23 protein-coding genes are annotated in these 21933 nt (G+C 60.6%); 12 read left to right on the top strand and 11 right to left on the bottom strand.

Features of this window, described 5'->3' with window-relative positions:
- Window positions 1–83: 83 nt before the first annotated feature.
- Complete coding sequence (locus tag AMK05_RS09240) at window positions 84–743, bottom strand: ChrR family anti-sigma-E factor (RefSeq protein ID WP_171899765.1); 660 nt, start codon at window positions 741–743, stop codon at window positions 84–86.
- A gap of 225 nt (window positions 744–968) precedes the next feature.
- On the opposite strand from AMK05_RS09240, the gene AMK05_RS09235 reads away from it, so the two are divergent.
- The 5 genes from AMK05_RS09235 (at window position 969) to AMK05_RS09210 (ending at window position 5059) form a co-directional block, all read left to right on the top strand.
- Window positions 969–2006, top strand: coding sequence for a cysteine synthase A (locus AMK05_RS09235; protein ID WP_064838191.1), 1038 nt, complete (start codon window positions 969–971; stop codon window positions 2004–2006).
- 6 nt (window positions 2007–2012) lie between these two features.
- Window positions 2013–2750, top strand: coding sequence for an alanyl-tRNA editing protein (locus AMK05_RS09230; RefSeq protein WP_064838190.1), 738 nt, complete (start codon window positions 2013–2015; stop codon window positions 2748–2750).
- Between the two features lie 18 nt (window positions 2751–2768).
- A complete protein-coding gene (sseA, locus tag AMK05_RS09225) occupies window positions 2769–3638 on the top strand; it encodes a 3-mercaptopyruvate sulfurtransferase (protein ID WP_064838189.1) in 870 nt (289 codons plus the stop codon).
- Between the two features lie 5 nt (window positions 3639–3643).
- Window positions 3644–4204: a GNAT family N-acetyltransferase gene (locus tag AMK05_RS09220; protein ID WP_049734224.1), complete on the top strand. Its 561-nt coding sequence runs from the start codon at window positions 3644–3646 to the stop codon at window positions 4202–4204.
- Window positions 4205–4549: 345 nt separating this feature from the next.
- On the top strand, window positions 4550–5059 hold the full coding sequence (locus AMK05_RS09210) for a DUF1203 domain-containing protein (RefSeq protein ID WP_064838188.1): 510 nt from the start codon (window positions 4550–4552) through the stop codon (window positions 5057–5059).
- Between the two features lie 16 nt (window positions 5060–5075).
- Here the strand turns inward: AMK05_RS09210 and ald are convergent, their stop codons facing one another.
- Window positions 5076–6194, bottom strand: a complete 1119-nt coding sequence (gene ald / locus AMK05_RS09205; RefSeq protein ID WP_064838187.1) for an alanine dehydrogenase — start codon at window positions 6192–6194, stop codon at window positions 5076–5078.
- Between the two features lie 155 nt (window positions 6195–6349).
- On the opposite strand from ald, the gene AMK05_RS09200 reads away from it, so the two are divergent.
- The 4 genes from AMK05_RS09200 to AMK05_RS09185 all read left to right on the top strand — a co-directional run bounded on the left by AMK05_RS09200 (window position 6350) and on the right by AMK05_RS09185 (window position 10511).
- Entirely contained in the window at window positions 6350–6811 is a 462-nt protein-coding gene (locus AMK05_RS09200; protein WP_049734221.1) for an Lrp/AsnC family transcriptional regulator, read from the top strand.
- Between the two features lie 62 nt (window positions 6812–6873).
- Window positions 6874–7755: a DMT family transporter gene (locus AMK05_RS09195; RefSeq protein ID WP_064841318.1), complete on the top strand. Its 882-nt coding sequence runs from the start codon at window positions 6874–6876 to the stop codon at window positions 7753–7755.
- 85 nt (window positions 7756–7840) lie between these two features.
- The gene (locus AMK05_RS09190; protein ID WP_049734219.1) at window positions 7841–8248 is read left to right on the top strand and encodes a PilZ domain-containing protein; all 408 of its coding nucleotides are present in this window, start codon (window positions 7841–7843) and stop codon (window positions 8246–8248) included.
- A 274-nt stretch (window positions 8249–8522) separates the two neighbouring features.
- Entirely contained in the window at window positions 8523–10511 is a 1989-nt protein-coding gene (locus AMK05_RS09185) for a bifunctional 2',3'-cyclic-nucleotide 2'-phosphodiesterase/3'-nucleotidase (protein WP_064838186.1), read from the top strand.
- Window positions 10512–10550: 39 nt separating this feature from the next.
- Here AMK05_RS09185 and AMK05_RS09180 read toward each other — a convergent pair whose 3' ends face one another.
- Window positions 10551–11519, bottom strand: coding sequence for a LysR family transcriptional regulator (locus AMK05_RS09180; protein WP_064841317.1), 969 nt, complete (start codon window positions 11517–11519; stop codon window positions 10551–10553).
- Between the two features lie 137 nt (window positions 11520–11656).
- Between AMK05_RS09180 and AMK05_RS09175 the strand changes: the two genes are divergently transcribed.
- A complete protein-coding gene (locus tag AMK05_RS09175) occupies window positions 11657–12271 on the top strand; it encodes an FMN-dependent NADH-azoreductase (protein ID WP_064838185.1) in 615 nt (204 codons plus the stop codon).
- 48 nt (window positions 12272–12319) lie between these two features.
- On the opposite strand, the gene AMK05_RS09170 is transcribed toward AMK05_RS09175, so the two are convergent.
- Window positions 12320–12895, bottom strand: coding sequence for a TetR/AcrR family transcriptional regulator (locus AMK05_RS09170; RefSeq protein ID WP_064838184.1), 576 nt, complete (start codon window positions 12893–12895; stop codon window positions 12320–12322).
- A gap of 160 nt (window positions 12896–13055) precedes the next feature.
- Between AMK05_RS09170 and AMK05_RS09165 the strand changes: the two genes are divergently transcribed.
- Window positions 13056–13832 (top strand): SDR family oxidoreductase, encoded by a 777-nt coding sequence (locus tag AMK05_RS09165; protein WP_064838183.1) that lies wholly within the window; start codon window positions 13056–13058, stop codon window positions 13830–13832.
- A gap of 38 nt (window positions 13833–13870) precedes the next feature.
- On the opposite strand, the gene AMK05_RS09160 is transcribed toward AMK05_RS09165, so the two are convergent.
- The 4 genes from AMK05_RS09160 to ilvA all read right to left on the bottom strand — a co-directional run bounded on the left by AMK05_RS09160 (window position 13871) and on the right by ilvA (window position 18383).
- Entirely contained in the window at window positions 13871–15061 is a 1191-nt protein-coding gene (locus AMK05_RS09160; RefSeq protein WP_064838182.1) for an MFS transporter, read from the bottom strand.
- 180 nt (window positions 15062–15241) lie between these two features.
- A complete protein-coding gene (locus AMK05_RS09155; RefSeq protein WP_064838181.1) occupies window positions 15242–16513 on the bottom strand; it encodes a GGDEF domain-containing protein in 1272 nt (423 codons plus the stop codon).
- Between the two features lie 255 nt (window positions 16514–16768).
- Window positions 16769–17095, bottom strand: a complete 327-nt coding sequence (locus AMK05_RS09150) for an HlyU family transcriptional regulator (RefSeq protein WP_064838180.1) — start codon at window positions 17093–17095, stop codon at window positions 16769–16771.
- Window positions 17096–17132: 37 nt separating this feature from the next.
- Entirely contained in the window at window positions 17133–18383 is a 1251-nt protein-coding gene (ilvA, locus tag AMK05_RS09145; RefSeq protein ID WP_064838179.1) for a threonine ammonia-lyase, read from the bottom strand.
- Window positions 18384–18601: 218 nt separating this feature from the next.
- Between ilvA and AMK05_RS09140 the strand changes: the two genes are divergently transcribed.
- Window positions 18602–18958, top strand: a complete 357-nt coding sequence (locus tag AMK05_RS09140; RefSeq protein WP_064838178.1) for an antibiotic resistance protein VanZ — start codon at window positions 18602–18604, stop codon at window positions 18956–18958.
- Here the strand turns inward: AMK05_RS09140 and AMK05_RS35960 are convergent.
- The 3 genes from AMK05_RS35960 to AMK05_RS09130 form a co-directional block, all read right to left on the bottom strand.
- Window positions 18955–19086 carry a hypothetical protein gene (locus AMK05_RS35960; protein WP_257784959.1) on the bottom strand — a complete coding sequence of 44 codons (132 nt, stop codon included), beginning with the start codon at window positions 19084–19086 and terminating at the stop codon, window positions 18955–18957. The two genes, AMK05_RS09140 and AMK05_RS35960, sit on opposite strands and share 4 nt — an antisense overlap.
- A 393-nt stretch (window positions 19087–19479) precedes the next feature.
- A complete protein-coding gene (locus AMK05_RS09135) occupies window positions 19480–19698 on the bottom strand; it encodes a hypothetical protein (protein ID WP_049734210.1) in 219 nt (72 codons plus the stop codon).
- 26 nt (window positions 19699–19724) lie between these two features.
- Window positions 19725–21656, bottom strand: a complete 1932-nt coding sequence (locus AMK05_RS09130; RefSeq protein ID WP_064838177.1) for a hypothetical protein — start codon at window positions 21654–21656, stop codon at window positions 19725–19727.
- Window positions 21657–21933: the final 277 nt, after the last annotated feature.

Genomic DNA, 21933 nt, shown 5'->3' with positions numbered 1-21933 from the left:
CTCTGCCTGACCAACACGAAAACAGCTCCGGAAGTTTCTGTTGCTCCCGGATTTATGGCTCTATCACACCATTGTGGCTGCTTTCAGCCGATCAGGTCGCCGATCATCTGACGAAAGGATCCCGTCAGCCTGACCGGGCCGTCCGAAACGGCAAAGGCGATGCAGGGCCTGTCCTTTTCGGCGACCGGCCGGTGGTCGACCGTCTCGTCGGCAATGGAGATGTCGCCGGGGCCGAAACGGCCGCGTTCATCGTTGAAGGCGCCGTCGAGGATGAGGATCAGTTCCATGCCTTTGTGGGTGTGGGCCGGCAGGGCGCGGCCTGGACGGATCCACATCAGGCTGACCTCACAGCCGTCCATCTCAAGGCAATAGTCCTTGAAGCCCGGCAACCGCCGGCGCCAGGGCACATTCTCGGCTTCGAAGCCGACGAGATCACGTAATGCCTGGGGAAACAGCGCGTTCTCCGGCCGTGCGGCCGCCCGTGGCGCCGCTACCGGAGCGGCGGAGGAAAAGATCGCCTGAAGCCGCCGGTCGCGGTCGGCAATGGCGGTGCCGGACGCACTTTCGAGCGCCTCCCCCGCCAGCAACTCGAGGCTGTCCACCAGGCTGCGATTGTCCGGCTTCATTTCGAGATGGGACCGCACCAGTACATGCGCCGGCTCGGGCAAGGAGCCGGCGACATAATGCGCCATCAATGCATCGATCGTGTCGATCTGCTCGTCAATCATGCCGGTTTTGGTCACGCCCCGTTGCCGCGCTCCGTTTCGCTTTGTCGTCATCCGTACGGGGAAAGTCAATCTTCGGATCACCCTGCGCGTGGCGGGATTGCGGGCCATGCGTCATTTCGGGGGACGAAGGCCAAATTTTATCGTGCCCGACAGAGGCGTGGAATAGCATTTCTTGCCAACTCAGCCTTGTGAAGGGAAAAGACCGTTCCTAAAGTAAGAGTTCGAATAGAGGCAGATTCCATGACCTTCCACCCTTCCGTCCTCGAAGCCATAGGCAATACGCCCCTGATCAAACTCAAGGGCGCGTCGGCGACGACCGGCTGCACCATCCTCGGCAAGGCGGAGTTCCTAAACCCCGGCCAGTCGGTAAAGGATCGGGCCGCGCTCTACATCATCCGCGACGCAGAGCGGAAGGGCTTGCTTCGGCCCGGCGGCGTCATCGTCGAAGGCACGGCCGGCAATACCGGCATCGGGCTGACGCTGGTCGCCAAGGCGCTCGGCTACCGCACCGTCATCGTCATCCCCGAAACGCAGAGCCAGGAAAAGAAGGACGCGCTGAAACTGCTCGGCGCCGAACTCGTCGAGGTGCCCGCCGTTCCCTACAAGAACCCGAACAATTATGTGAAGGTTTCCGGCCGGCTCGCCGAGCAGCTGGCGAAGACCGAGCCGAATGGGGCGATCTGGGCAAACCAGTTCGACAATGTCGCCAACCGCCAGGCGCATGTCGAAACGACCGCTCGAGAAATCTGGAACGATACCGACGGCAAGGTCGACGGCTTCATCTGCTCGGTCGGCTCCGGCGGCACGCTGGCCGGTGTGGCTGCCGGCCTCAAGGCTTTCAAGGCGGATATCAAGATCGGCATCGCCGATCCCGACGGTGCTGCTCTTTATGAGTTCTATCAGAACGGCACACTGAAATCCGAGGGCTCCTCGATCACCGAGGGCATCGGCCAGGGCCGCATCACCGCCAATCTCGAAGGCTTCACTCCCGATTTTTCCTATCAGGTCTCCGATGCCGAAGCGCTTCCCTATCTTTTCGATCTCGTCGAAAACGAGGGCCTGTGCCTTGGCGGCTCGACGGCGATCAACATTGCCGGCGCGGTCAAACTCGCTCGGGATCTCGGCCCCGGCCACACGGTGGTGACGATCCTCTGCGACTACGGCAACCGCTATCAGTCGAAGCTCTTCAACCCTGATTTCCTGACCTCGAAGGGGCTGCCGGTTCCGGGCTGGATGGCCAACTCGCCCGATATAGACGTGCCCTACGAACCCGCGTGAGACCCCATGCCCGTCAATGCCCTCTATCGTGACGACTTCTATCTCTCGACATGCGAGGCGGTCGTCATCGCCGTGCACGAGGACGGAGGCATTGAACTCGACCAGACCTGCTTCTATGCGACGTCGGGCGGCCAGCCGGGTGATACCGGAGAACTGGAACGCGCCGACGGCAGCAAGATCGCGCTTGGCCAGACGAAACATGGTCCGAGCAAGGATATTGTTATCCACGTGCCGCTTGAAAACGAGCCGCGGCCTGTGGTCGGCGAGACGCTGGTGCTGCATGTCGACTGGCTGCGCCGCTACAGGCTGATGCGCATGCACACGGCCTGCCATCTGCTGTCGGTCGTCTGCTCTTATCCGGTCACCGGGGCTGCCGTCGGCGAGGAGGAAAGCCGCGTCGATTTCGACATGAGCGAGACGATCGACAAGGACGAGGTTACGGCAAAGCTGATGGAACTGGTCGGTCAGAACCATCCGGTCTATCTGCAATGGATCACCGACGAGGAACTTGCCGCCAATCCCGATATCGTCAAATCGAAGAACGTGCGCCCACCAATCGGGCTCGGGCGCGTCAGCCTCGTCTGCATCGGCGAAAACTCCTCGATTGACAGCCAGCCCTGCGGCGGCACACATGTCTCCGAGACACAGGAAGTCGGCCAGATTCACATCGCCAAGATCGAGAAGAAGGGCAAGGAGAACCGGCGCTTCCGCATCCGTTTCGGCATGCCCGGCGACGAAGCCTGAGCATCAAGGGAGAGCATCATGAGTGAGACCAAGAGCCGTTTCGTCGTGTCGGCCGATTGGCTGCAGGCCGAGCTCGGCAAACCGGATCTGCGCGTGCTGGACGCCTCCTTCTACCTGCCGGCGCAGAAACGCGATGCCGACGCCGAATATGCGGCCGGCCATATTCCCGGCGCCATCCGCTTCGATCAGGACAAGATCGCCGACCATTCGACGTCGTTGCCGCACACGATCCCCTCGCCCGATTATTTCGCTGCCGAAGTCGGCCGGCTCGGCATCAGCGAGAACGATCGCATCGTCGTCTATGACGGCATCGGCCTGTTCGCCTCGCCGCGGGTCTGGTGGCTGTTCCGGGTGATGGGGGCCAGGAACGTCTTCGTGCTCGACGGCGGCCTCGACGGCTGGAAGGCCGAGGGTCGTCCGCTCGAAACCGCGGTGCCCAGTCCTGCGGCGGCGGTCTTCACGCCCGATTTCGACGCGAGCCGCGTGGTGACGCTCGATACGATGCGCGACATCGTCGCAAGCGGCGCGATGCAGATCGCCGACGCCCGCAGCGCCGGCCGCTTTGCCGCCGCCGAGCCCGAGCCGCGCGCCGGCATGCGCTCCGGCCATATGCCGGGCGCCCGCAGCCTGCCCTCCGGTGTCTTCGCCAACCAGGGCCGGTTCAAATCGCTGTCCGAACTGCGCCAGACCATCGAGGATGCCGGCATCGATCTTTCCAAGCCGGTCGTCACCTCCTGCGGCTCGGGCATCACCGCCGCCATCATCACGCTGGCGCTGGAATCGCTCGGCCATCACGACAACAAGCTTTACGACGGCTCGTGGAGCGAATGGGGCAGCCGTGACGACACGCCCATCGTCACCGGTCCGCCGGCACCGGTTGAAGCCTGATCGCCATGGGGAAGACACCTGCTTCTTTGAAAGCTCACATCACGCGGCTCGAAATGACGGCGGCGCCGAAGGCAAGCATGCCGGTGCCCGTCAATATCCAGACGGCGATCATGCGCGCGCCGGCGATCCCGCTGCCGTTCTATCGCTATCTCTACCGGCAGGTCGGCGCGCGCTGGCAATGGGTGGACCGGCTGCGCATGAGCGACGAGCAACTTGCCCAGACGCTGAACGACAAGCGCAACAATATCAGCGTTCTCTATGTGAATGGCGCGCCCGCCGGTTTCTACGAATATTTCTGCGAGGACGAGGATACGATCGAGCTCAGCCATTTCGGCCTGATCGAACATGCGCTCGGCCTCGGCATCGGCAAATGGTTTCTGCTGCAGGCGCTCTACGCCATCTGGTCGCTCAATCCAAAGCGGGTCACCACCACCACCAACAATCTCGACCACCCGCGCGCGCTGCAACTCTATCAGATGTACGGCTTCTCCCCGGTCTCCACAGGCACCGGCATTGTCCGGCCGCTCAGCGACAAAGAGTTGCTGGAGATGGCCCGGAAAGGCTGAGGGTTTGGGCTGCTTTTCCGGTGCATCTGTCTGCCTAATGACCACTTAGATACCTAGGCTATGCGGTGAACGCCCCACCTCTCCTCCTCATTCCTGTGCCTGTCACAGGAATCCAGCCACGGCGCGTCCGCGCCGTGAATGAAGCAATACCATAACCGAAAAAGTCTATCGCACCCAAGGACTTGGGCGCACTGGATTCCTGTGACGAGCACAGGAATGAGGGAGGAGAGGTGGAAATTCTCCACCAATCGTTGATGAGCCGGCGACAATTGGCAACGCGCAAGAATCGGGTGGCTTGGGCAACCGCCCGGGTGCAATTTCATGGCGATCACAAGGAGATTTGCCATGACCGCCATTCGTTTTTCCGCCATGCCGACTGCCGATGCCGAGGCCCTCTGGAACGGCGGCCGCGACGCCTATGACAACCTTCCCGAGACGATGATATCGGACGGTGACGGCAACCCGTGCCGCCATTGCCTGCAGGATATCGAAGAGGGCGACGAGTTTCTGGTTTTCGCCTACCGGCCCTTCCCGGAGCTGCAGCCCTATGCCGAGACCGGGCCGATTTTCCTGCACAAGCAACCTTGCAAGCGCTACGCCGCCGAAGAGATACTGCCGCCGGTGCTGACGACCAGTCCCGACTTCATCGTCCGTGGCTATGGCGAGAACGACCGTATCGTCTACGGCACCGGGGCGGTGACCGAGATTGCCGATATTCCGGCCTATGCCGAGACATTGCTGGCGCGGCCTGGTATCGCTTACGTGCATGTGCGCTCGGCGCGCAACAACTGCTTCCAGTGCCGGATCGACAAGGTAAAGACGCCGGCCTTTGCGGAGACCGGCGCCTTAACCTGACCTTGAGTCAAGCAGCTTACGCTACGTTAAGCACACTCTCCGGCGCGAAGGCCTCGTAGCCAAGCGCCTCGGCAACCGGCTTGTTGGTAATGCGGCCCTTATGCACATTGAGGCCGTTCCTCAGGTGCTTGTCTTCGGCGATGGCGCGCAGGCCGCGATCGGCAAGCGCCAGGCCGTGAACCAGCGTCGCATTGTTCAGCGCATGCGCCGAAGTGACGGGGACAGCGCCCGGCATGTTAGCGACGCAATAATGCACCACGCCCTCGACCTCGTAGGTCGGGTCGGAATGGGTCGTCGCATGCGAAGTCTCGAAGCAGCCGCCCTGGTCGATGGCGACGTCGACGATGACGGCGCCCTTTTTCATGCCGGACAGCATTTCGCGGGTGACGAGTTTCGGCGCGGCGGCACCGGGGATCAGCACGGCGCCGATGATGAGATCGGCCGAGAAGACCTCCTCTTCCAGCGCCTGGATGCTGGAATAACGCGTGTGAATGCGGCCGGCAAAGATATCGTCGAGTTGGCGCAGGCGCGGCAGCGACCGGTCGAGAATGCTGACATCGGCGCCAAGGCCGGCGGCCATCCGCGCGGCATGCAGGCCGACGACGCCGCCACCGATGACTGCGACCTTGGCCGGCAGCACGCCGGGCACGCCGCCGAGCAGGACGCCGAGGCCGCCATTGGCCTTCTGCAGCGCGGTCGCGCCCGCCTGGATCGACAGGCGGCCGGCAACTTCCGACATCGGCGCCAGCAGCGGCAGGCCGCCGCGCTCGTCGGTTACCGTCTCATAGGCGATCGCGGTGACGCCGGAGGCAATCAGACCCTTGGTCTGTTCCGGATCGGGCGCCAGATGCAGATAGGTATAGAGAAGCTGACCGTCGCGCAGCTGCGCCCATTCGGAGGGCTGCGGCTCCTTTACCTTGACGATCATGTCGCATTTTTCAAAGATATCCTTGGCGGAGGCGGCGATCTTCGCGCCGGCCGCGGCATAAGCGGCGTCATCGGCGCCGATGCCGGTACCCGCCTTCGTCTCCACCCAGACTTCATGGCCATGGGCGACGTATTCGCGCACCGAAGCCGGCGTCAGGCCGACGCGATATTCATGATTCTTGATTTCCTTCGGGCAACCGACACGCATTGGCGTTCCTCTCATTTTATCTCCGCGGCCGCGGATTTTTCGGATGAGGAATCCAACCATCAAGACAGCGAAATGTCCTTGCAAAGACGATTTGCCAATAGGTGATTTTTCGGTGATTATTGCGCTCAATGCCTCTTAATTCGAAGGTTATTCGAATGGCCGATCTCGATACCATCGATCTTGCGATTCTCCGGACTTTGCAGGCCAATGCCCGCATCACCAATGCCGAGCTTGCCGAACGGATCGGCCTGTCGCCTTCGGCCTGTTCGCGCCGGCTCGACATTCTGGAGAGAAGCGGCGTCATCGGCGGCTATCACGCGCGGCTTTCGCACAAGGCGCTCGACTACAAGATGATCGCCATCGTGCATATCTCGCTCTCCGGCCAGTTCGCCAAGACGCTGGCGGAATTCGAGGCGGCGGTGAAGCTCTGCCCGAACGTGCTCGTCTGTTACCTGATGTCGGGCGAATACGACTATATTCTCAGGGTCGCTGCCCGCGACCTTGAGGATTACGAGCGCATCCATCGTGACTGGCTCTCGGCCCTGCCCCACGTCGTCAAGATCAATTCCAGTTTCGCGCTCAGAGAAATCATCGACAAGCCGAATGTCGGGCTTTGAGGCCTTGCATATTGGCGGAAAGCCTGCCCAGACTTTCGGTGTTTCCCGCTCAACGGCATATCATGACATCGAAGACCCACGGTTATATTTTCGCTCTGCTGGCGATCACCATCTTCTCTCTGCAGGACGCCATCTCGAAACATCTGGCGTCGACCTACCCGCCGATCTTCGTGACGATGATTCGCTACTGGGCCTTCGCGCTGTTCACCATCATCCTCGCCTCGAAGATGCGCGGCGGTATCAAGGCGACCGCCCGCACCAAGCGCCCCTACCTGCAGGTGATACGCGGCATTCTGCTTGCGGTTCAGGTGGTTCTGGCCATCACCTGTTTTGCCGTGATCGGCCTTGCCCGTTCACAGGCGATCTTTTCCGCGACGCCGATCCTGATCGCGCTGCTGGCGATGCCGATTCTCGGCGAGCGGGTCGGGTGGCGGCGGTGGGCAGCGATCGGCACCGGACTATTCGGGGTGCTGCTGATCCTGAAGCCGGAAGGCGAGTTTTTCGATGTGAAACTGCTTCTGGCCATTATTTCCTGTTTCAACTTCGCCTTCTATGTCATCGCCACCCGCCTCGTCAGCCGCGATGATTCATCGATGACCAGCTTCTTCTATACCGGCGTCATCGGCGGCATCACGATGACCCTCATCGGCCCGTTCTACTGGAGCTCTATGTCTGCGGGAGACTGGGGCTGGATGGCGCTCGTCTGCATGACCAGCATTTCCAGCCATTATTTCCTGATCCGCGCCTACGATCTTCTCGATGCCGCCGCGGTTCAGCCGCTCACCTATCTGTCACTGGTCTACGCCTCGATCATCGGTGTGACGATCTATGACGAAACGCTCAGTATCAACACGATCATCGGCTCGGTGATCGTCGTTTGCGCCGGCATCTTCACCATTTGGCGCGAACATGTGGTGGGCCGCAAGACGGCCGCGGGTAGGTGATGATTTCACTGCAATTTTAGCCAAGCCCCTAAAACCATTTCAATTTTCGTGCGCTATGCTCCCCATTATATTCGAGGGAGAACATATGAGCCACAATTTGAAAATTACAGCCCGCAAGGCCGACCGCAAAAACTGTCGCGTCTTCGGCAGCGTCAAATATTTGAATAGCGAGGTGGATGTCCGCATCCTTAACCTGTCGGCAACCGGCGCCGCGCTGGAGACGAAGACGCCGCTCCATGCCGCTTCCGGCAGCAAAGTGCGCATCGAGGCTGAAAATATCGGGCTGCTGGAAGGCATCATCCGCTGGAAGCACAACGGCCGCATCGGCATCCAGTTCGATGTGAATTCGAATGCGCGGGCACAGGTCTCCTCCTATTTTCGCTTTTTTCATAAAGAGATACGACCGGTGCTGGCGGTGCGTCAGCTTAGGGCCGCGACCAGCGGCGACCGCCCACCTCATTTGGCAACGTCGACGCCGAAACCGTCACGCTGACCGCCTTCGCGCCGAAGATGCGGTTGAGATCGTTCCAGCCGCAGCGGCCGACGTCGACGTCCAGATCGACCGCCCCCGGCTGGGGCAGTCTGGCACTGAGCCTATAATTGATCCTGTCCCCGGCAGCCCGACTGCAGCATGAATTGCATTTCGCAGCCATGCCGCGTCCACGACGGATTGTTTTGCCGTCCTGTCACTTTTGATGTGTACTCCTCGCCAAATCGTCCTAATTCTGACGGGCCGGACGATGCATGATCCCTATAGGAGAGTTTCGATGTCTTCCATTTTCGACGTTGGCGTCATGAGCCGCCGTTCCCTGCTCGGCGGCCTTGCCGCCACCTCCGCCCTGGTGCTGCTGCATCCCTTCAGCGCCCGTGCCAGCGCCAACCAGGCCCATCTCCGTCTGATGGAAACGACGGATATTCACGTCAACGTCTTCCCCTATGACTATTACGCCGACAAGCCGAACGACACGATGGGACTGTCGCGCACCGGAACGATCATCGACAATATCCGCGCAGAGGCCGTCAACTCGCTACTGATCGACAATGGCGACGTGCTACAGGGCAATCCGATGGGCGACTACATGGCCTATCAGCACGGCATGAAGGACGGCGACGTCCATCCGGTGATCAAGGCGATGAACACGCTCGGCTACACTGTCGGGACGCTCGGCAATCACGAGTTCAATTATGGCCTCGACTTCATGTTCAAGGTCCTCTCCGGCGCAAACTTTCCCTTCGTCTGCGCCAACCTGACCAAGGGCCAACTCGCCTCGGATCCGAAGCAGGACGATCTCTTCTTCAAGCCCTACATCATCGTGGAAAAGCAGATCAAAGACGGCGCCGGCAGGGAGAGCCCGGTGAAGATCGGCTTCATCGGCTTCGTGCCGCCGCAGATCATGCTCTGGGATATCAAGAACCTCGAAGGCAAGGCGCAGACCCGCGATATCGTCGAGGCCGCCAAGGCCTGGGTTCCGGCGATGAAGGAAGCCGGCGCCGATATCGTCATCGCGCTCTCCCATTCCGGCATCGATGGCGCCGCGCCATCCGAAAAGATGGAAAACGCCTCGCTGCATCTTGCCGCCGTCGACGGGATCGACGCGATCTTCACCGGCCACCAGCATCTCGTCTTTCCCGGCCCGAAGAGCTGGGACGGCATCGCCAATGCCGATCCCGTCAAGGGCACGCTGCATGGCAAGCCCGCCGTGATGGCCGGCTTCTGGGGCTCGCATCTCGGCCTCATCGACCTGCTGCTCGAAAAGGACGGCAACGGCTGGAAGATCGTCGATTTCACCTCGGAAGCACGGCCGATCTACCATCGCGACGACAAGAAGAAGGTGGTCGCCGATTACGCCGACAAGAAGGACGTGGTCGAAGCCGCCAAGGCCGAGCACGAGGCCACCCTTGCCTATGTCCGCACCCCGGTCGGCAAGACGTCGGCACCGCTCTATTCCTACTTCGCGCTCGTCGCCGACGATCCTTCCGTGCAGGTCGTCAGCCAGGCCCAGACCTGGTACATCAAGCAGATGCTGGCCGACACCAAGTACAAGGATCTGCCGGTGCTTTCAGCGGCGGCCCCCTTCAAGGCAGGCGGCCGTGGCGGCGCCGACTATTATACCGACGTCCCGGCCGGCGATATCGCCATCAAGAACGTCGCCGACCTCTATCTCTACCCGAATACGGTGCAGGCCGTCGCCATCACCGGCGCCCAAGTGAAGAACTGGCTGGAAATGTCGGCCGGCATGTTCAATCACATCGAGGCCGGCGCGAAGGATGCGCCGCTGCTCAATGCCGACTTCCCGTCTTACAATTTCGACGTCATCGACGGCGTGACCTACCAGATCGACCTGTCGCAGCCGCCGAAATATGATTCCTCAGGCAAGGCGATCAATCCGGATGCCAACCGCATCCAGAACCTCGGCTTCGACGGCAAGCCGATCGATCCGGCGCAGAAGTTCGTCGTCGTCACCAACAATTACCGCGCCGGCGGCGGCGGCAGTTTCCCGGAGATCGCAGCCGACAAGGTGATTTTCCAGGCGCCGGACACCAACCGCGACGTCATCGTCCGCTATGTCCACGACCAGGGCACGATCAATCCGTCGGCCGATGCGAACTGGACCTTCAAGCCGCTGCCGGGCACGACGGCGACCTTCGAAAGCGGCCCGAAGGCAAAGCACTTCCTCTCGGCAGTCAAGAGCGTCAAGATCGAGGATGCCGGCGACGGCGCCGAGGGCTTCTCGAAGTTCAGGCTCGTCCTGTAAGGGCAAGGAAATTTCGAGGAAGGCGCACCCGCGCCTTCCTCATTCGGCCGCAAGCGGGATTACGGGTTCGCGCAGCTCAGCGATCTGAGCGTGGAAATCCGCCTGGCTCGGGCAATGGGTAAGCCTCGTTCGGAAGGCGTCGATCATCCAGGTGGCGGCAGGTCCGGGCGGGTTGGCGAGCCGGCGCAGCGAATAGATCGGATACTCCCCCTGTTCGTAGGCATCCAGATCGAGATGGACGAGCGCGCCGCTCAGGAGATCGTCATGGATGAGGGACGCCGGGAGGCCGCCCCAGCCGAGGCCTGCCTTGATCAGCTGATGCTTCGTCGCGATATCGCTGACACGCCAGGTTTTGTAGGACAGAACGTTGAAATCGCGCCCCTTCGTCAGGCCGGATGCATCGGTGACGACAAGTTGCACTTCCTCGCGCACGTCGCCGAGCGTCAACGGCCGATCGATCCCGCCAAGCGGATGATTGCGCGCGGCGACCGGCATCATGAAGGAATGGCCGATCCGCTCGGTGACGACGGAATCGGCCTGCTTCAGCACCGCGCCACCGATGCCGATCGTCGCCTTGCCGCTCATGACCAGATCCATGACCATTCCAAGCTCGCCGACGTTGAGGTTCAGCGAAACGGACGGGAACATCTCGCGGAATTCGTGAAGGACATCGACCACCGCCTTTGACGGCACCATGACGCTGATGGCGACGGAGACCTCCGCTTCGAGCCCTTCCTTCAGGCTCTTGACGCGTGCCCGCATGACCTGCAGGTCGCCGAGGATACGGCGCGCATCCTCCAGCATCGCCTTGCCCGCCGCCGTCAGCTTCGGCTGTCGGGCGCCGGAGCGCTCGAAAAGCGGCATTTCAAGCTGGGCCTCCAGATTGGCGATCGTATAGCTGACGACCGACTGCGCCCGGTTCAACGCCCGCGACGCGGCCGAAAAGCTGCCGGTCTCGGCGACGGTCAAAAATACCTGCAATTGGTCCAAAGTCGGGTTCGGAAGCATACCATCCATTCCATCGATAATTTCGATCGACATTATCACCGTTTTTTCGATAGCGGGCCAGACCTATTTTCCGCTTCGAGACTGCGGCTCACCTCCCAGCAACGGGCCGTCAAATCCAATTCGAAAGGAAATGCACCATGTCGTCCATCCTTCTTCTGACGTCCAGCCCGCGCGCCGAATCGCTCTCGACGCCGATCGCCGTCGAACTTGCCGAAAAGCTGCAGAACCAGAATCCGGGCAGCGTCCTCGTTCGCCGCGACCTCGCCGCCAGCCCGCTGCCGCATATCGACGACCTCTTCACCGGCGCCATCCGCAAGCCGGCCGAGGCCCGCACCGCCGAGGAAGTCGCCGCCGTCAAGACCTCCGACGAACTGGTCAACGAACTCTTTGCCGCCGATACGATCGTCATCAGCACCGGCCTCATCAATTTCAATATCTATTCGTCGCTGAAGACCTGGATCGACAACATCGCCCGCGCCGGCGTGACGTTCAAGTACACCGAAAGCGGCCCGGTCGGCCTGCTCACCGGTAAGAAGGTTTACGTGGTGCTCACCTCGGGCGGCGTCTACTCGCAGGGACCGGCTGCCCCCTTGAACCATGCCGTGCCGTATCTGAAGTCGGTTCTCGGCTTCCTCGGCATCAGCGATGTCGAGACCATCTATGTCGAAGGTCTGGCTTTCGGTCCGGAAGCTGCCGAAAAGGCCATCGACGCCGCCAAGTCGCGCGTCCAGGAAATCGCGCTGGCCGCCTGATCGGCTCGCGGATATTTCACGAAACGGCCGGCCTTCGCCGGCCGTTTCTCATTTGTCGATACCGGAAACGAAATCCCGGACCGTCTCCAGGATTTCGGCAGACAGAGCCTCGTCGGAGGATAGTCTGGCAAGGCCGACGCCGCCGGCCATCATCGCGAAGGCCGTGATCGCCTTACGCCGTCTCTCCGCTTCGTCCGCTCCCGCGGCCTTACTCGCCAAGCCCTCGAAATTACGCCTGAGCCCGTCTGTCGCGATCGCCCGCGCCTTCGCGCCGCTGCGGGAGATATCGGAGGTCAGCGCCGCAAAGGGGCAGCCTTCGCCGGGGTTGTCGCGGTGATAGGTGCTGACATAACGATCGGCGATATCGGCAGCCGTCATCCTTGCCGGGTCCACGCCCTCGGCCTGCAGCTTGCGTCCCCATGAATCGAAGGCGGACTGGATCGCCTCGGCGACCAGATCGTCGCGGGAGGCGAAGTGCTTATAGAAGCCACCGACGGTCAGTCCGGCCTCCTTCATCAGATCGGCGACGCCGACACCTTCCAGCCCCTCCTCGCGCAGCCGCCTCGAGGCAGTCTCGACGATCTTTTCGTGCGTCTTTTGTTTTTCCAGCTGCGAACGACCCATCCGAATCTCCCCGTAATAAATTCGAATGAGCATGATGTCGGCCGAAAACCGCTTACACTTTTCGGCATCATGCTCCTTGACTCACGTGGATTACAATCATAATCCTTAGAGATAACGATCATAATCCAGATCGTTGCCAATTCCAAGAGGAGCATGAATCATGCGTCTACAAAACAAGGTCGCGCTGATCACCGGCGGCAACAGCGGCATCGGTCTTGCGACCGCCAAAGTCTTTATCGACGAAGGTGCGAAGGTGGTGATCACCGGCCGCAATCCGGAAACGCTGGCGGCCGCCGAAAAGGCGCTTGGGGCCGGTGTCGTTGCGCTGAAGGTCGATGTCACCGATGCCGCCGCCACCGAGAAGGCCTTTGCGGAAGCCGCAGCAGGGGTCGGCAAGTTCGACATCGTCTTTGCCAATGCCGGCATCGGCGGTGCCACACCGCTCGGTGACACGTCGCCGGAACAGTTCAATCAGATCATCAGCACCAATCTCACCGCCGTCTTCTTCACAGTGCAGGCTGCCCTGCCGCATCTGAGCGACGGCGCTTCGGTCATCCTCAACGGTTCGGTGCATGCCGTGCTCGGCGCTCCCGGCTGGTCGGCTTATGCGGCGACCAAGGCCGCGGTCCGGGCGATGACGCGCAATATGGCCTCGGAGCTTGCGCCGCGCGGCATTCGCGTCAATCAGGTGACCCCCGGCGGCACGAAGACGCCGATCTGGTCACCGATGGCTCAGACGGAAGATGCGATGTCGGCACTCGAAGCCCGCATCGGCGGCATGAGCCCGCTCGGCCGCATGAGCGAAGCCGAGGAAATTGCCAAGGCCGCGCTCTATCTGGCCTCGGATGACTCCTCCAATGTCACCGGCATCGAAATGACCGTTGACGGCGGCATGACGAGCGCCCCGTCCGGCGCCAAGATCTTCCGGGCCGCGTAACAGCGAGGGCCGGGCAAAGTCATCTTGCCCGGCCTCGGTCAGGGGTTACTGACGCGCTGGACAATACGAAACAGGACGATCGCCAAATTGGCGACGGCAAGCAGCAGCAAGACATGCAGCATGGCCTGGATGCCGGAGGAAACGATCAGGTTGCCGGCGATCAGTGGAAAGCCGAAGACGCCGATGAAATAGGATAGCGAGAACAAAAGAAGCGATTGCGGCATGAGGCCTGTGGGCGCCTCATTTGCGGCAAGGCCGTTGATGACCGAATAGGTCAGCCCATAGCCCAGCCCCAGTATTGCCGCGGCGCCGAGATAGGCCAGCTGATTTGACGTCACCACCAGGAACAGCAGGATGGAAACGAGCGTCAGGCTGGTCAGCACCAGAAGCGAATAGAACGGATCTTTCTTGACCACATAGGCCGCCACGAACAGCCGGCTCAGGATGGCAGCGGACATGAAGCCGATGAAGAACAGCGAATAATCGAAGCCATGCGCCTTGGCGTAGCTGGTCTGAAAGCTGGAAAGCCCGCCGAAAATCGCGCCGCCGATGCCGACCATGGCGATGGAATAGATCGCCCGCGACCCGATCACCTGACGTGCTGCGGCAAAGGAGATCTTGTTGACATGCGGCAGGATCTTGCCGGCATTGGTTAGCCTGACGTGCAGCAGGAAATAAAGGGCGCCGCCGGCGAGACTGGACAGGAAAGCAAAGGCGAAGGCCGTCTCGATCGGCAGGGACCAGCCGGTGACAATGCGGCCGATGATCGGTCCGGCGCCGATGCCCGACATCATCGATCCCGAAAGCAGGGCAAAGAACCTGATCCGGTGCTCGGGCTCGGTGATCGCTGCGATCAGGATGGGGCCGAGCGCGTAGAACGTGCCCCAGCCGATGCCGAGGACGAAACCGACGGTCATCAGGCTGAGCCCGGCTGCCGGGACCGTGGCAAAGCCCAGCCCCGATGCCGCGAGAAACAGGCCGGAAATCGCCACTGCCCGCGCAGAGCCGATGGCATCGGCAATGTGGCCGGAGAGGATGACCAGAATAACGGTGCTGATGGTTGCCGCCGAGATGATCAGGCCGGCGAGCGCCTCGTTGCCGCCGCGCTGGCCGACCAGCACCGGGATCAGAAAGGTCACGCCATAGGCGATCGAAAGAAGAAATCCCCCGATACACAAGACGGCGAACTCGCCGCCATCGACCTTCGTCCGTGCAACTGCATCACCCATGTCTCCACGCCCCTCGCAGGAAAGCTGATCCGTTGCGGCAATGGAGATCACGTTTGCGCTATGCTAACAAGATGTTTTTATTGCTACTATAACCTATTGAAAAGGCTGGCTATTGGTGATGTCTGTTTGTGTTTATGCAACATCACAAACACCGGCAACCGACGCATTGCGTTGATCGGGTCAACCGAGTTTCACCACGCCGGAGCGGCCGACGACGCAGTTGCGGCCGCTCTTCTTGGCCGCATAGAGCCTATCGTCGGCGGCCGTCAGCACTGCAGTGAAATCAGCGCCGTCCTCGTCGGCGGTGGCAACACCGATGCTGACCGTGACCGGCCTGTCGTCCGGCGTCTTGACGCTGGTGGCGATCGTCCAGCGCAGGCGCTCTGCCAGCAGCAGACCTTCCTCATGGGCGGTGCCTGGACAAACGGCAACGAATTCCTCGCCGCCAAAGCGGAAGATGCGGTCGCTGGAACGCAAAGTCGTGCCCAACCGGGCGGCGATCGCCTTCAGCACCTCATCGCCCTGGAGATGGCCGTAGCCGTCATTGACATCCTTGAAGTGATCGGCGTCGATAATCAGGATGGTGGCAAACACCCCCTGCCTCAGCGCCTCATTCAGCATCAGCGGTGCTTCCAGTTCCATGCGCGTGCGATCGTAGACACCGGTGAGCATATCGCGGCCGGTGCGCTCCAGCAGATCGTTGTAGCGCTCGCGGAAGGTCAGGTCGCCGAAGACGTCGCTGATGGAGCGCGCCGACATGGCCGCGCCGCCGCGGCGAATGCGATATTCGTAGATCGCAAACATTGCCGCATAGAGGCAGACGGCAAGCATTTTCGCTTTCCAACCTGCCCAGAATGCGGCGATCGGCACATCCAGGAAATAATTCAGCGCCGCAAAGAAGCCGATCTGGTCGAAGGTCAGCAGCACGAAGCCGGAAATCAGGAAGCGCAGGACGACACGCCGGCGGAAGAAATCGCCCAGTTTTTCGTAAAGCAGAATGATGCCGAGCGAATCGACATAAAGCAGCGCCGTGCCCCAGACCATCAGCCAGCCCATTTCCTGGAGGAAAGCCACATCCGGCGTGCGGCTGGGCGACATCTGCAGCGGCAGGTGCAGTTGCAGCACCCAGGCAATGCCGACGGTCAGCAGGTTGCCGAGGAACAGGCCGTAAATCGGCTGGCGAACCGTCGCGGCATCCTCCTGCAGGTAAAGCATCAGGATCATCATCAGCTTGCCGGAGAAGAAGACCGACGAGCCGGGCGACACATCGCCGAACGGCAGCGTGATATAGAAGACCGCCGCCAGATAGGTCTCCATGAAATGCATGACGCCGAGCGCCGTCAGGAAAACCCCGAGACCAAGCCGATGACGGAAATGCAGAAGGGTGACCATCAGCGCGAAATAAGCGATGGCTTCGACGGCAAAGAGCGCGAGGTTGAGCGTCTCCATCAGAGCACCCCGGCTTCAGGCCGGTGCCCTGAACCGAACGCGGGCGCAATGGCCGCGACGGCGGATCCTTTGGTCGATCGTCCGAAAAAGTCAAACACGAGGGCGGCCCTGCACATGCTGCAGGCAATAGCTTTGACTGCAATCCTTTAAGATTGCGTGAGCGAGATCCCGATCACCGGCGGCGGCGTCGCGTCACAGGATTGAAAAACAAGAATAATTGTGATCCGGCATCCGATGCAGATGCGGCCAACCCCGGCCTCAGACCTGACGAAGCTTCTCGCCGTCACCGAAGAGTGACGAACCATGCTGATCGATGATCTGCTGCGCCTTGCGCACCGTGCATTCGAGCGCATCGTCGGAGGACGAGAACAGATCGGCGCGGATGAAATTGCGCACCAGCACCTCGTCGCCGACCTTCTTTTCGATGCGGCCGGCAAGCCGATACTGGCTGCCTTCCCTACGCGGCTCCGCATAGATTGTGCAGTCGTTGTAAAGCTGCGGCTCGCCGGAAGGGCCTGCCGCCTCCGAGGCGGCTTTGCCGCCGCCGGAGAACATCGAAAAGAGATTTGAAAGGAACGAAGCCATGCTCCGCCTTTAGCACGGCGATATCGCTGTCGCCAAGTCAAATGATCAGGTTGGCGAGGATCTCGTTTTCGGTGATATCCTCGTAACCCATGCCGGCAGCTTCGAAATTTCCGATCAGCCTAGCGAAATTCTCCGGCGCCTTGGTTTCGATGCCGATCAGGATCGAGCCGAAATTGCGCGCCGATTTCTTCAGATATTCGAAGCGGGCAATATCATCGTCGGGCCCGAGCAGATTGAGGAAATCCCTGAGCGCCCCCGGGCGCTGGGCAAGCCGCAGGATGAAATACTTCTTCAGCCCTGCGTAACGCATGGCTCGTTCCTTTACGTCAGGCAGGCGCTCGAAATCGAAATTGCCGCCGGAGACGACGGCGACAACGGTCTTGCCGCGGATCGCCTCGGCGTCCATCGCGGCGATCGCCGTCAGCGACAGGGCGCCGGCCGGCTCCAGCACGACGCCCTCGACATTCAGCATTTCCTGGATGGTGACGCAGATGGCGTTCTCCGGCATCAACTGCACCTGGCTTGCCGGAAAATCGCGAAGGGCGGCGAAATTCAGGTCGCCGATGCGGGCGACGGCGGCGCCGTCGACGAAGTTGTCGACCTTGGCGAGCGTCGTTACCTCACCTGCCTCGATGCTGCGTCTGAGGCTCGGCGCGCCGGCGGGCTCGGTAAATACGAAGGCCGATTTCGCCACGGTGCCGTCGAGATAGCCGGTAATGCCGGCGGCAAGGCCGCCGCCGCCGACCGGCAGCACGACCATATCGGGCACCATTCCCTCAGGCAGCTGCTGCATGATCTCGGCGGCGACGGTCGCCTGCCCTTCGATGATGTCGGCATGGTCGAAGGGCGGCACCATGACGCCACCGACCGCTTCGACATGGTCGCGCGCAGCCTGGTAGCACTGGTCGAAGAAATCGCCGAACAGCCGGATGGTGATGAATTCGGCACCGAACATGCGGGTCTTGTCGATTTTCTGCTGCGGTGTCGTCACCGGCATGAAGACGACGCCCGGCACGCCGAAATGGCGGCAGACATAGGCAAAGCCCTGGGCATGATTGCCGGCCGAGGCGCAGACGAAGGTCTTACCGGAAGCGCCCTGCCCGATCGCCTTGCGGAAGAAATTGAAGGCGCCGCGGATCTTATAGGAACGCACCGGCGACAAATCCTCGCGCTTCAGCCAGATATCGGCACCGTAGCGAGCGGAAAGATGGTCATTGAGCTGCAGCGGCGTCGCCGGGAAAAGGCTGCGCATTGCCGCTTCGGCGCTTTCGACTTCAAGTCTCGTCACGAGCGTGGTCCATTCCTAAAGATTAGCCGCCGCCGCTATGGCACAGGCCGGCCGGCAAAAGAAAGCCCGCTCCGGCCATTTCCGGTTCGCTGACCGAGCCGCTCGCATCCTGATCCCGGGTCCAGCCTCAGGAAGCCTTTCTTAAGCCAATCACGAACTCGGCGGCAGATGAACTGATTTTAACTGTCAATGCAAAGGCCTGCCAATTATATGGAACGATGATGATCTTCAAATTCGCAAAACCTGTGGCCTGGCTGCTGCTCGCCTTCATTCTCTTCGTCACGGTTTCGCCGATCGGGCTGAGGCCGGAGACCGTCACGACTGTCGATACCGACCGCGCAGCCGCCTATATTCTTGTCGGCCTCGCCTTTGCGCTCGCCTATCCGAAACAGTGGAAATTGGTGGCCGTGCTGCTGATCGCTGGCGCCGTCGCCATCGAATATCTGCAGTATCTCTCGCCGACGCGCCATCCGCGCCTGCACGACGCCGGCATCAAGGCAATGGGCGCCGCCCTCGGGCTGCTGGCCGGCTGGGTGATCAACAGGTGGCGCGAGACGGTGATTGTCTCAGGTTAGAAACCGCGAAACTCCATGGCCCAGAAGAACAGCGGTATCGCAGCCGTCGCGGTTCCCAGAACAAGCGCGACACTGGTCTTGAAGATCCGGATGCGCCGAACCTTAGCTCCAGTCCAATCGTAAACCATCGCCTTACTCCCACAAGACAACACTTACTAAACCGCCGCGGCGCAATCCTTGCACCGATATTGCCCTTGTCAAGCGATCACGCGCTTATATCCCCGATATACGTGCATATTCAAACGGTATTATGAAGCTGTGTGGGCAAGAGGACACGAACCCGCTAACCCAGCCGATAGTATCGCTGAGACCGCTACACCTTGTCGGTGCGGGAATAACGACGATTAATCGCAGAGCACCGCATTTATGCTCGACGGGGAGCAGGTCTATTTCCCGCTCGCCGTCTCGCACTTCTGCAAAGCTTCTTAAGATCTGAATCCAAATAAATCACAGATAATCAAAAGTGCTACAGCTTCCGTCACGCGCCTGAAAGACGCAACGGCGCTATAACATCATCACGTCTAGCCGTCATAATGACCGGAGAATGCCGCTTCCGCAGACTTGACGGTGACAGCCACATTCACGCCTTTTGTCACCGTCGCGCCGGTGGCGCGAAGATCGGTGACCACTTTCAAGCCGCCCGCCTTGGGGACGGGGAGCGGCAGTACGGTGCCGGCGTCCAGATCGGCGACCCAGAGCCCGTCTTGACCTTCAACACTGATAACAACAACTGTAGCCATGCTTTGCCCCTTCTAACGATTGATGTTTAAAATCCAGCTTTCTTCAGGCCTTCACGATAAAGATCTTTATGCCACTGCTCTTTACTTGGAACTGCAGACAACCATTTGTCCACATCGAAGTCCGGATTGCCTTCACGAAACCTTCGTACGAATATCCGCGCCTTGTCCTGATGACCCAACATGGCCCAACTTGCAGCGGACAACCTATCCGCTAAATTAGGATCGGCCATCTGCCCGATATAGTCCAACGACGCTTCGAATTCGCCGAGGGCATAATTTGCTCCTGCAGCAGTCCAGAAATAGGTATCGGGACCGAGCGGGTTCAGCTCGATTGCCCGCTCGATCTTTCGCAAGGCCATGGCGGGCAACGAACAATGAACCAAAGTGTCGGCATAATCGGCGATCACGTCGGCGTAGTGCGGCGCAAGGCTTTCCGCCACTTCCATGGCTTCGGCGCTTTCATCGAACGCGCCCTGCAGCAGCTTGGCGACACCGAGCTCGCGATAGCCATCGGCGAAGTCCGAACGCGTCCCGGTGGCTTGTTTTGCGAAGGTCTCCGCCAATTGTAAAAGATCGATATCCCCCCGCGCCGTCAGCAACCATTCCTTGGAGTAGGTCCGCGCCATCGAGCTCAGCGCCGGGGTGAAATCGGGGCTTACGCTGAGCGCGGCTTTCATTTCCTTGCGAACGCGCCGCAGGTTGGGAAGCGTCAGCCGCGCCAAGTGCCGCCTGCCGACAAGATATCTGTGGTAGGCGACGGGATTCAGGTCTTCGCGCAATGCCTCATGGCGCTCGATTTCGCTGGACACGGACAGAGCGATCTGCCGGGCAACCACTCTCCTGTCTCTGGCAAGATCCATCCGATCGAGGCTGAACCGTTCGGCCCAGACAATCTGATTCTGATCGAAAAAGATCAGCTGGGCGAACAGCGTCACTTCATCGCCGATATTGCTGATCCGGGTGTCGAGGATATAATTGACGCGATGCCGCTCAAAGAAGACCTTCTGCGTCTCCACCTGATGGCCGATCTGAACCGCCGAATACGGGGCTATGACCTCCAGGCTGTTGAAGACGCAAAATCCGATCGTGATATCCTCCACCAAAGACGCGGCCAGAAAACCGGCTTGCGGCCGAACGGATTGATTCTTCGGGGGAAGCAGCACCAGGCGGGGAACGGCAATCCGCATGTCCTCGGGCTCCAGGGGAAGAGCAGCCTCGAGTTTCGCCGTTGACGACACGGATGGCGGACGCGGGGATCTCGCGTCACCCTCATTGGATTCCCTGCGCGCAGCGATACCTCTCGCCGTCGAATTGCGCCGCTGTTCAAAGTAGCTGCGAAGGGATTCAACCTCCCCTTCCGCCTTGAAGATCCGTATGAGCAGCTGCAGCGTTTCCGGATCCTTCGGCTCGGTCCGAAAGAGGATAACCGCGGCCTTCCTCAGGAGCTCGGATTCCTTTGGCGACGGGGTAAGCTGGGACGCCGCTCTCACACTACGGGCGAGAAGCTCGTTATGGAAATTTTCACGTTCGGCGAGCCAGCGCTGAAACTGACGGCTATGGTTGTGAACCGGCTCCAGAAAAGGCTGATTCATCAGCGCCACCAACTGCCTCAGCCGGGAGAACGGCTCCACCTCGTCCTCCTCGCTGGCGAGCAGAATGTCGGAAGACAGAGCCGCCCGGTCAAGGATGAGCATGCTGCCCTGAGACGAAAGGATGTTTACGCCGAGATCGTCCTGACGGGCCTTAACTCTGGAAATCACCTTCCGCAAAGTCGACAGTGCCACATCCCTGTCGGCTTCGCCCCACAGGAAGCGGGCCACGGTCGTTCGATCCGCCGAAGCTTGGTCGGTTGTAAATAAATAGGCGAGAAGCAGCAGGCCTTTCTCAGGAAACGCAACAGCATTTCCCTCCCCGTCAATGAGTTGCAGCCTCCCGAAAGTCTTCAGAACAAAAGCCATTTCGCCCTTTAAGTCACCACATGTCCCAATGTTCGCGATGGAAAGTGCAATGCACGTATTGCAACAGTAAAAATCGCAAACGCTACCCCTGCCAGCACTTTGTCCCAATGTCCGGCGAAATTCAACAAGCTTGTGTCGCAAGGGTTGTGTTCAGTTTTCTACGCTGGCTGGCATGAAATTTTGTAATCGACTGTCGCGACCTTGCAGGGCGACAACGGAATTTTGAAACTTCCTGGCGCGCAGTTGCTTGCCGAAGTTTTGGATCGGCGCGCCGGAC

This window comes from Rhizobium sp. N324, from assembly GCF_001664485.1.
Taxonomy (GTDB): Bacteria; Pseudomonadota; Alphaproteobacteria; order Rhizobiales; family Rhizobiaceae; genus Rhizobium.
This window is presented reverse-complemented; position numbering and strand designations above follow the sequence as displayed.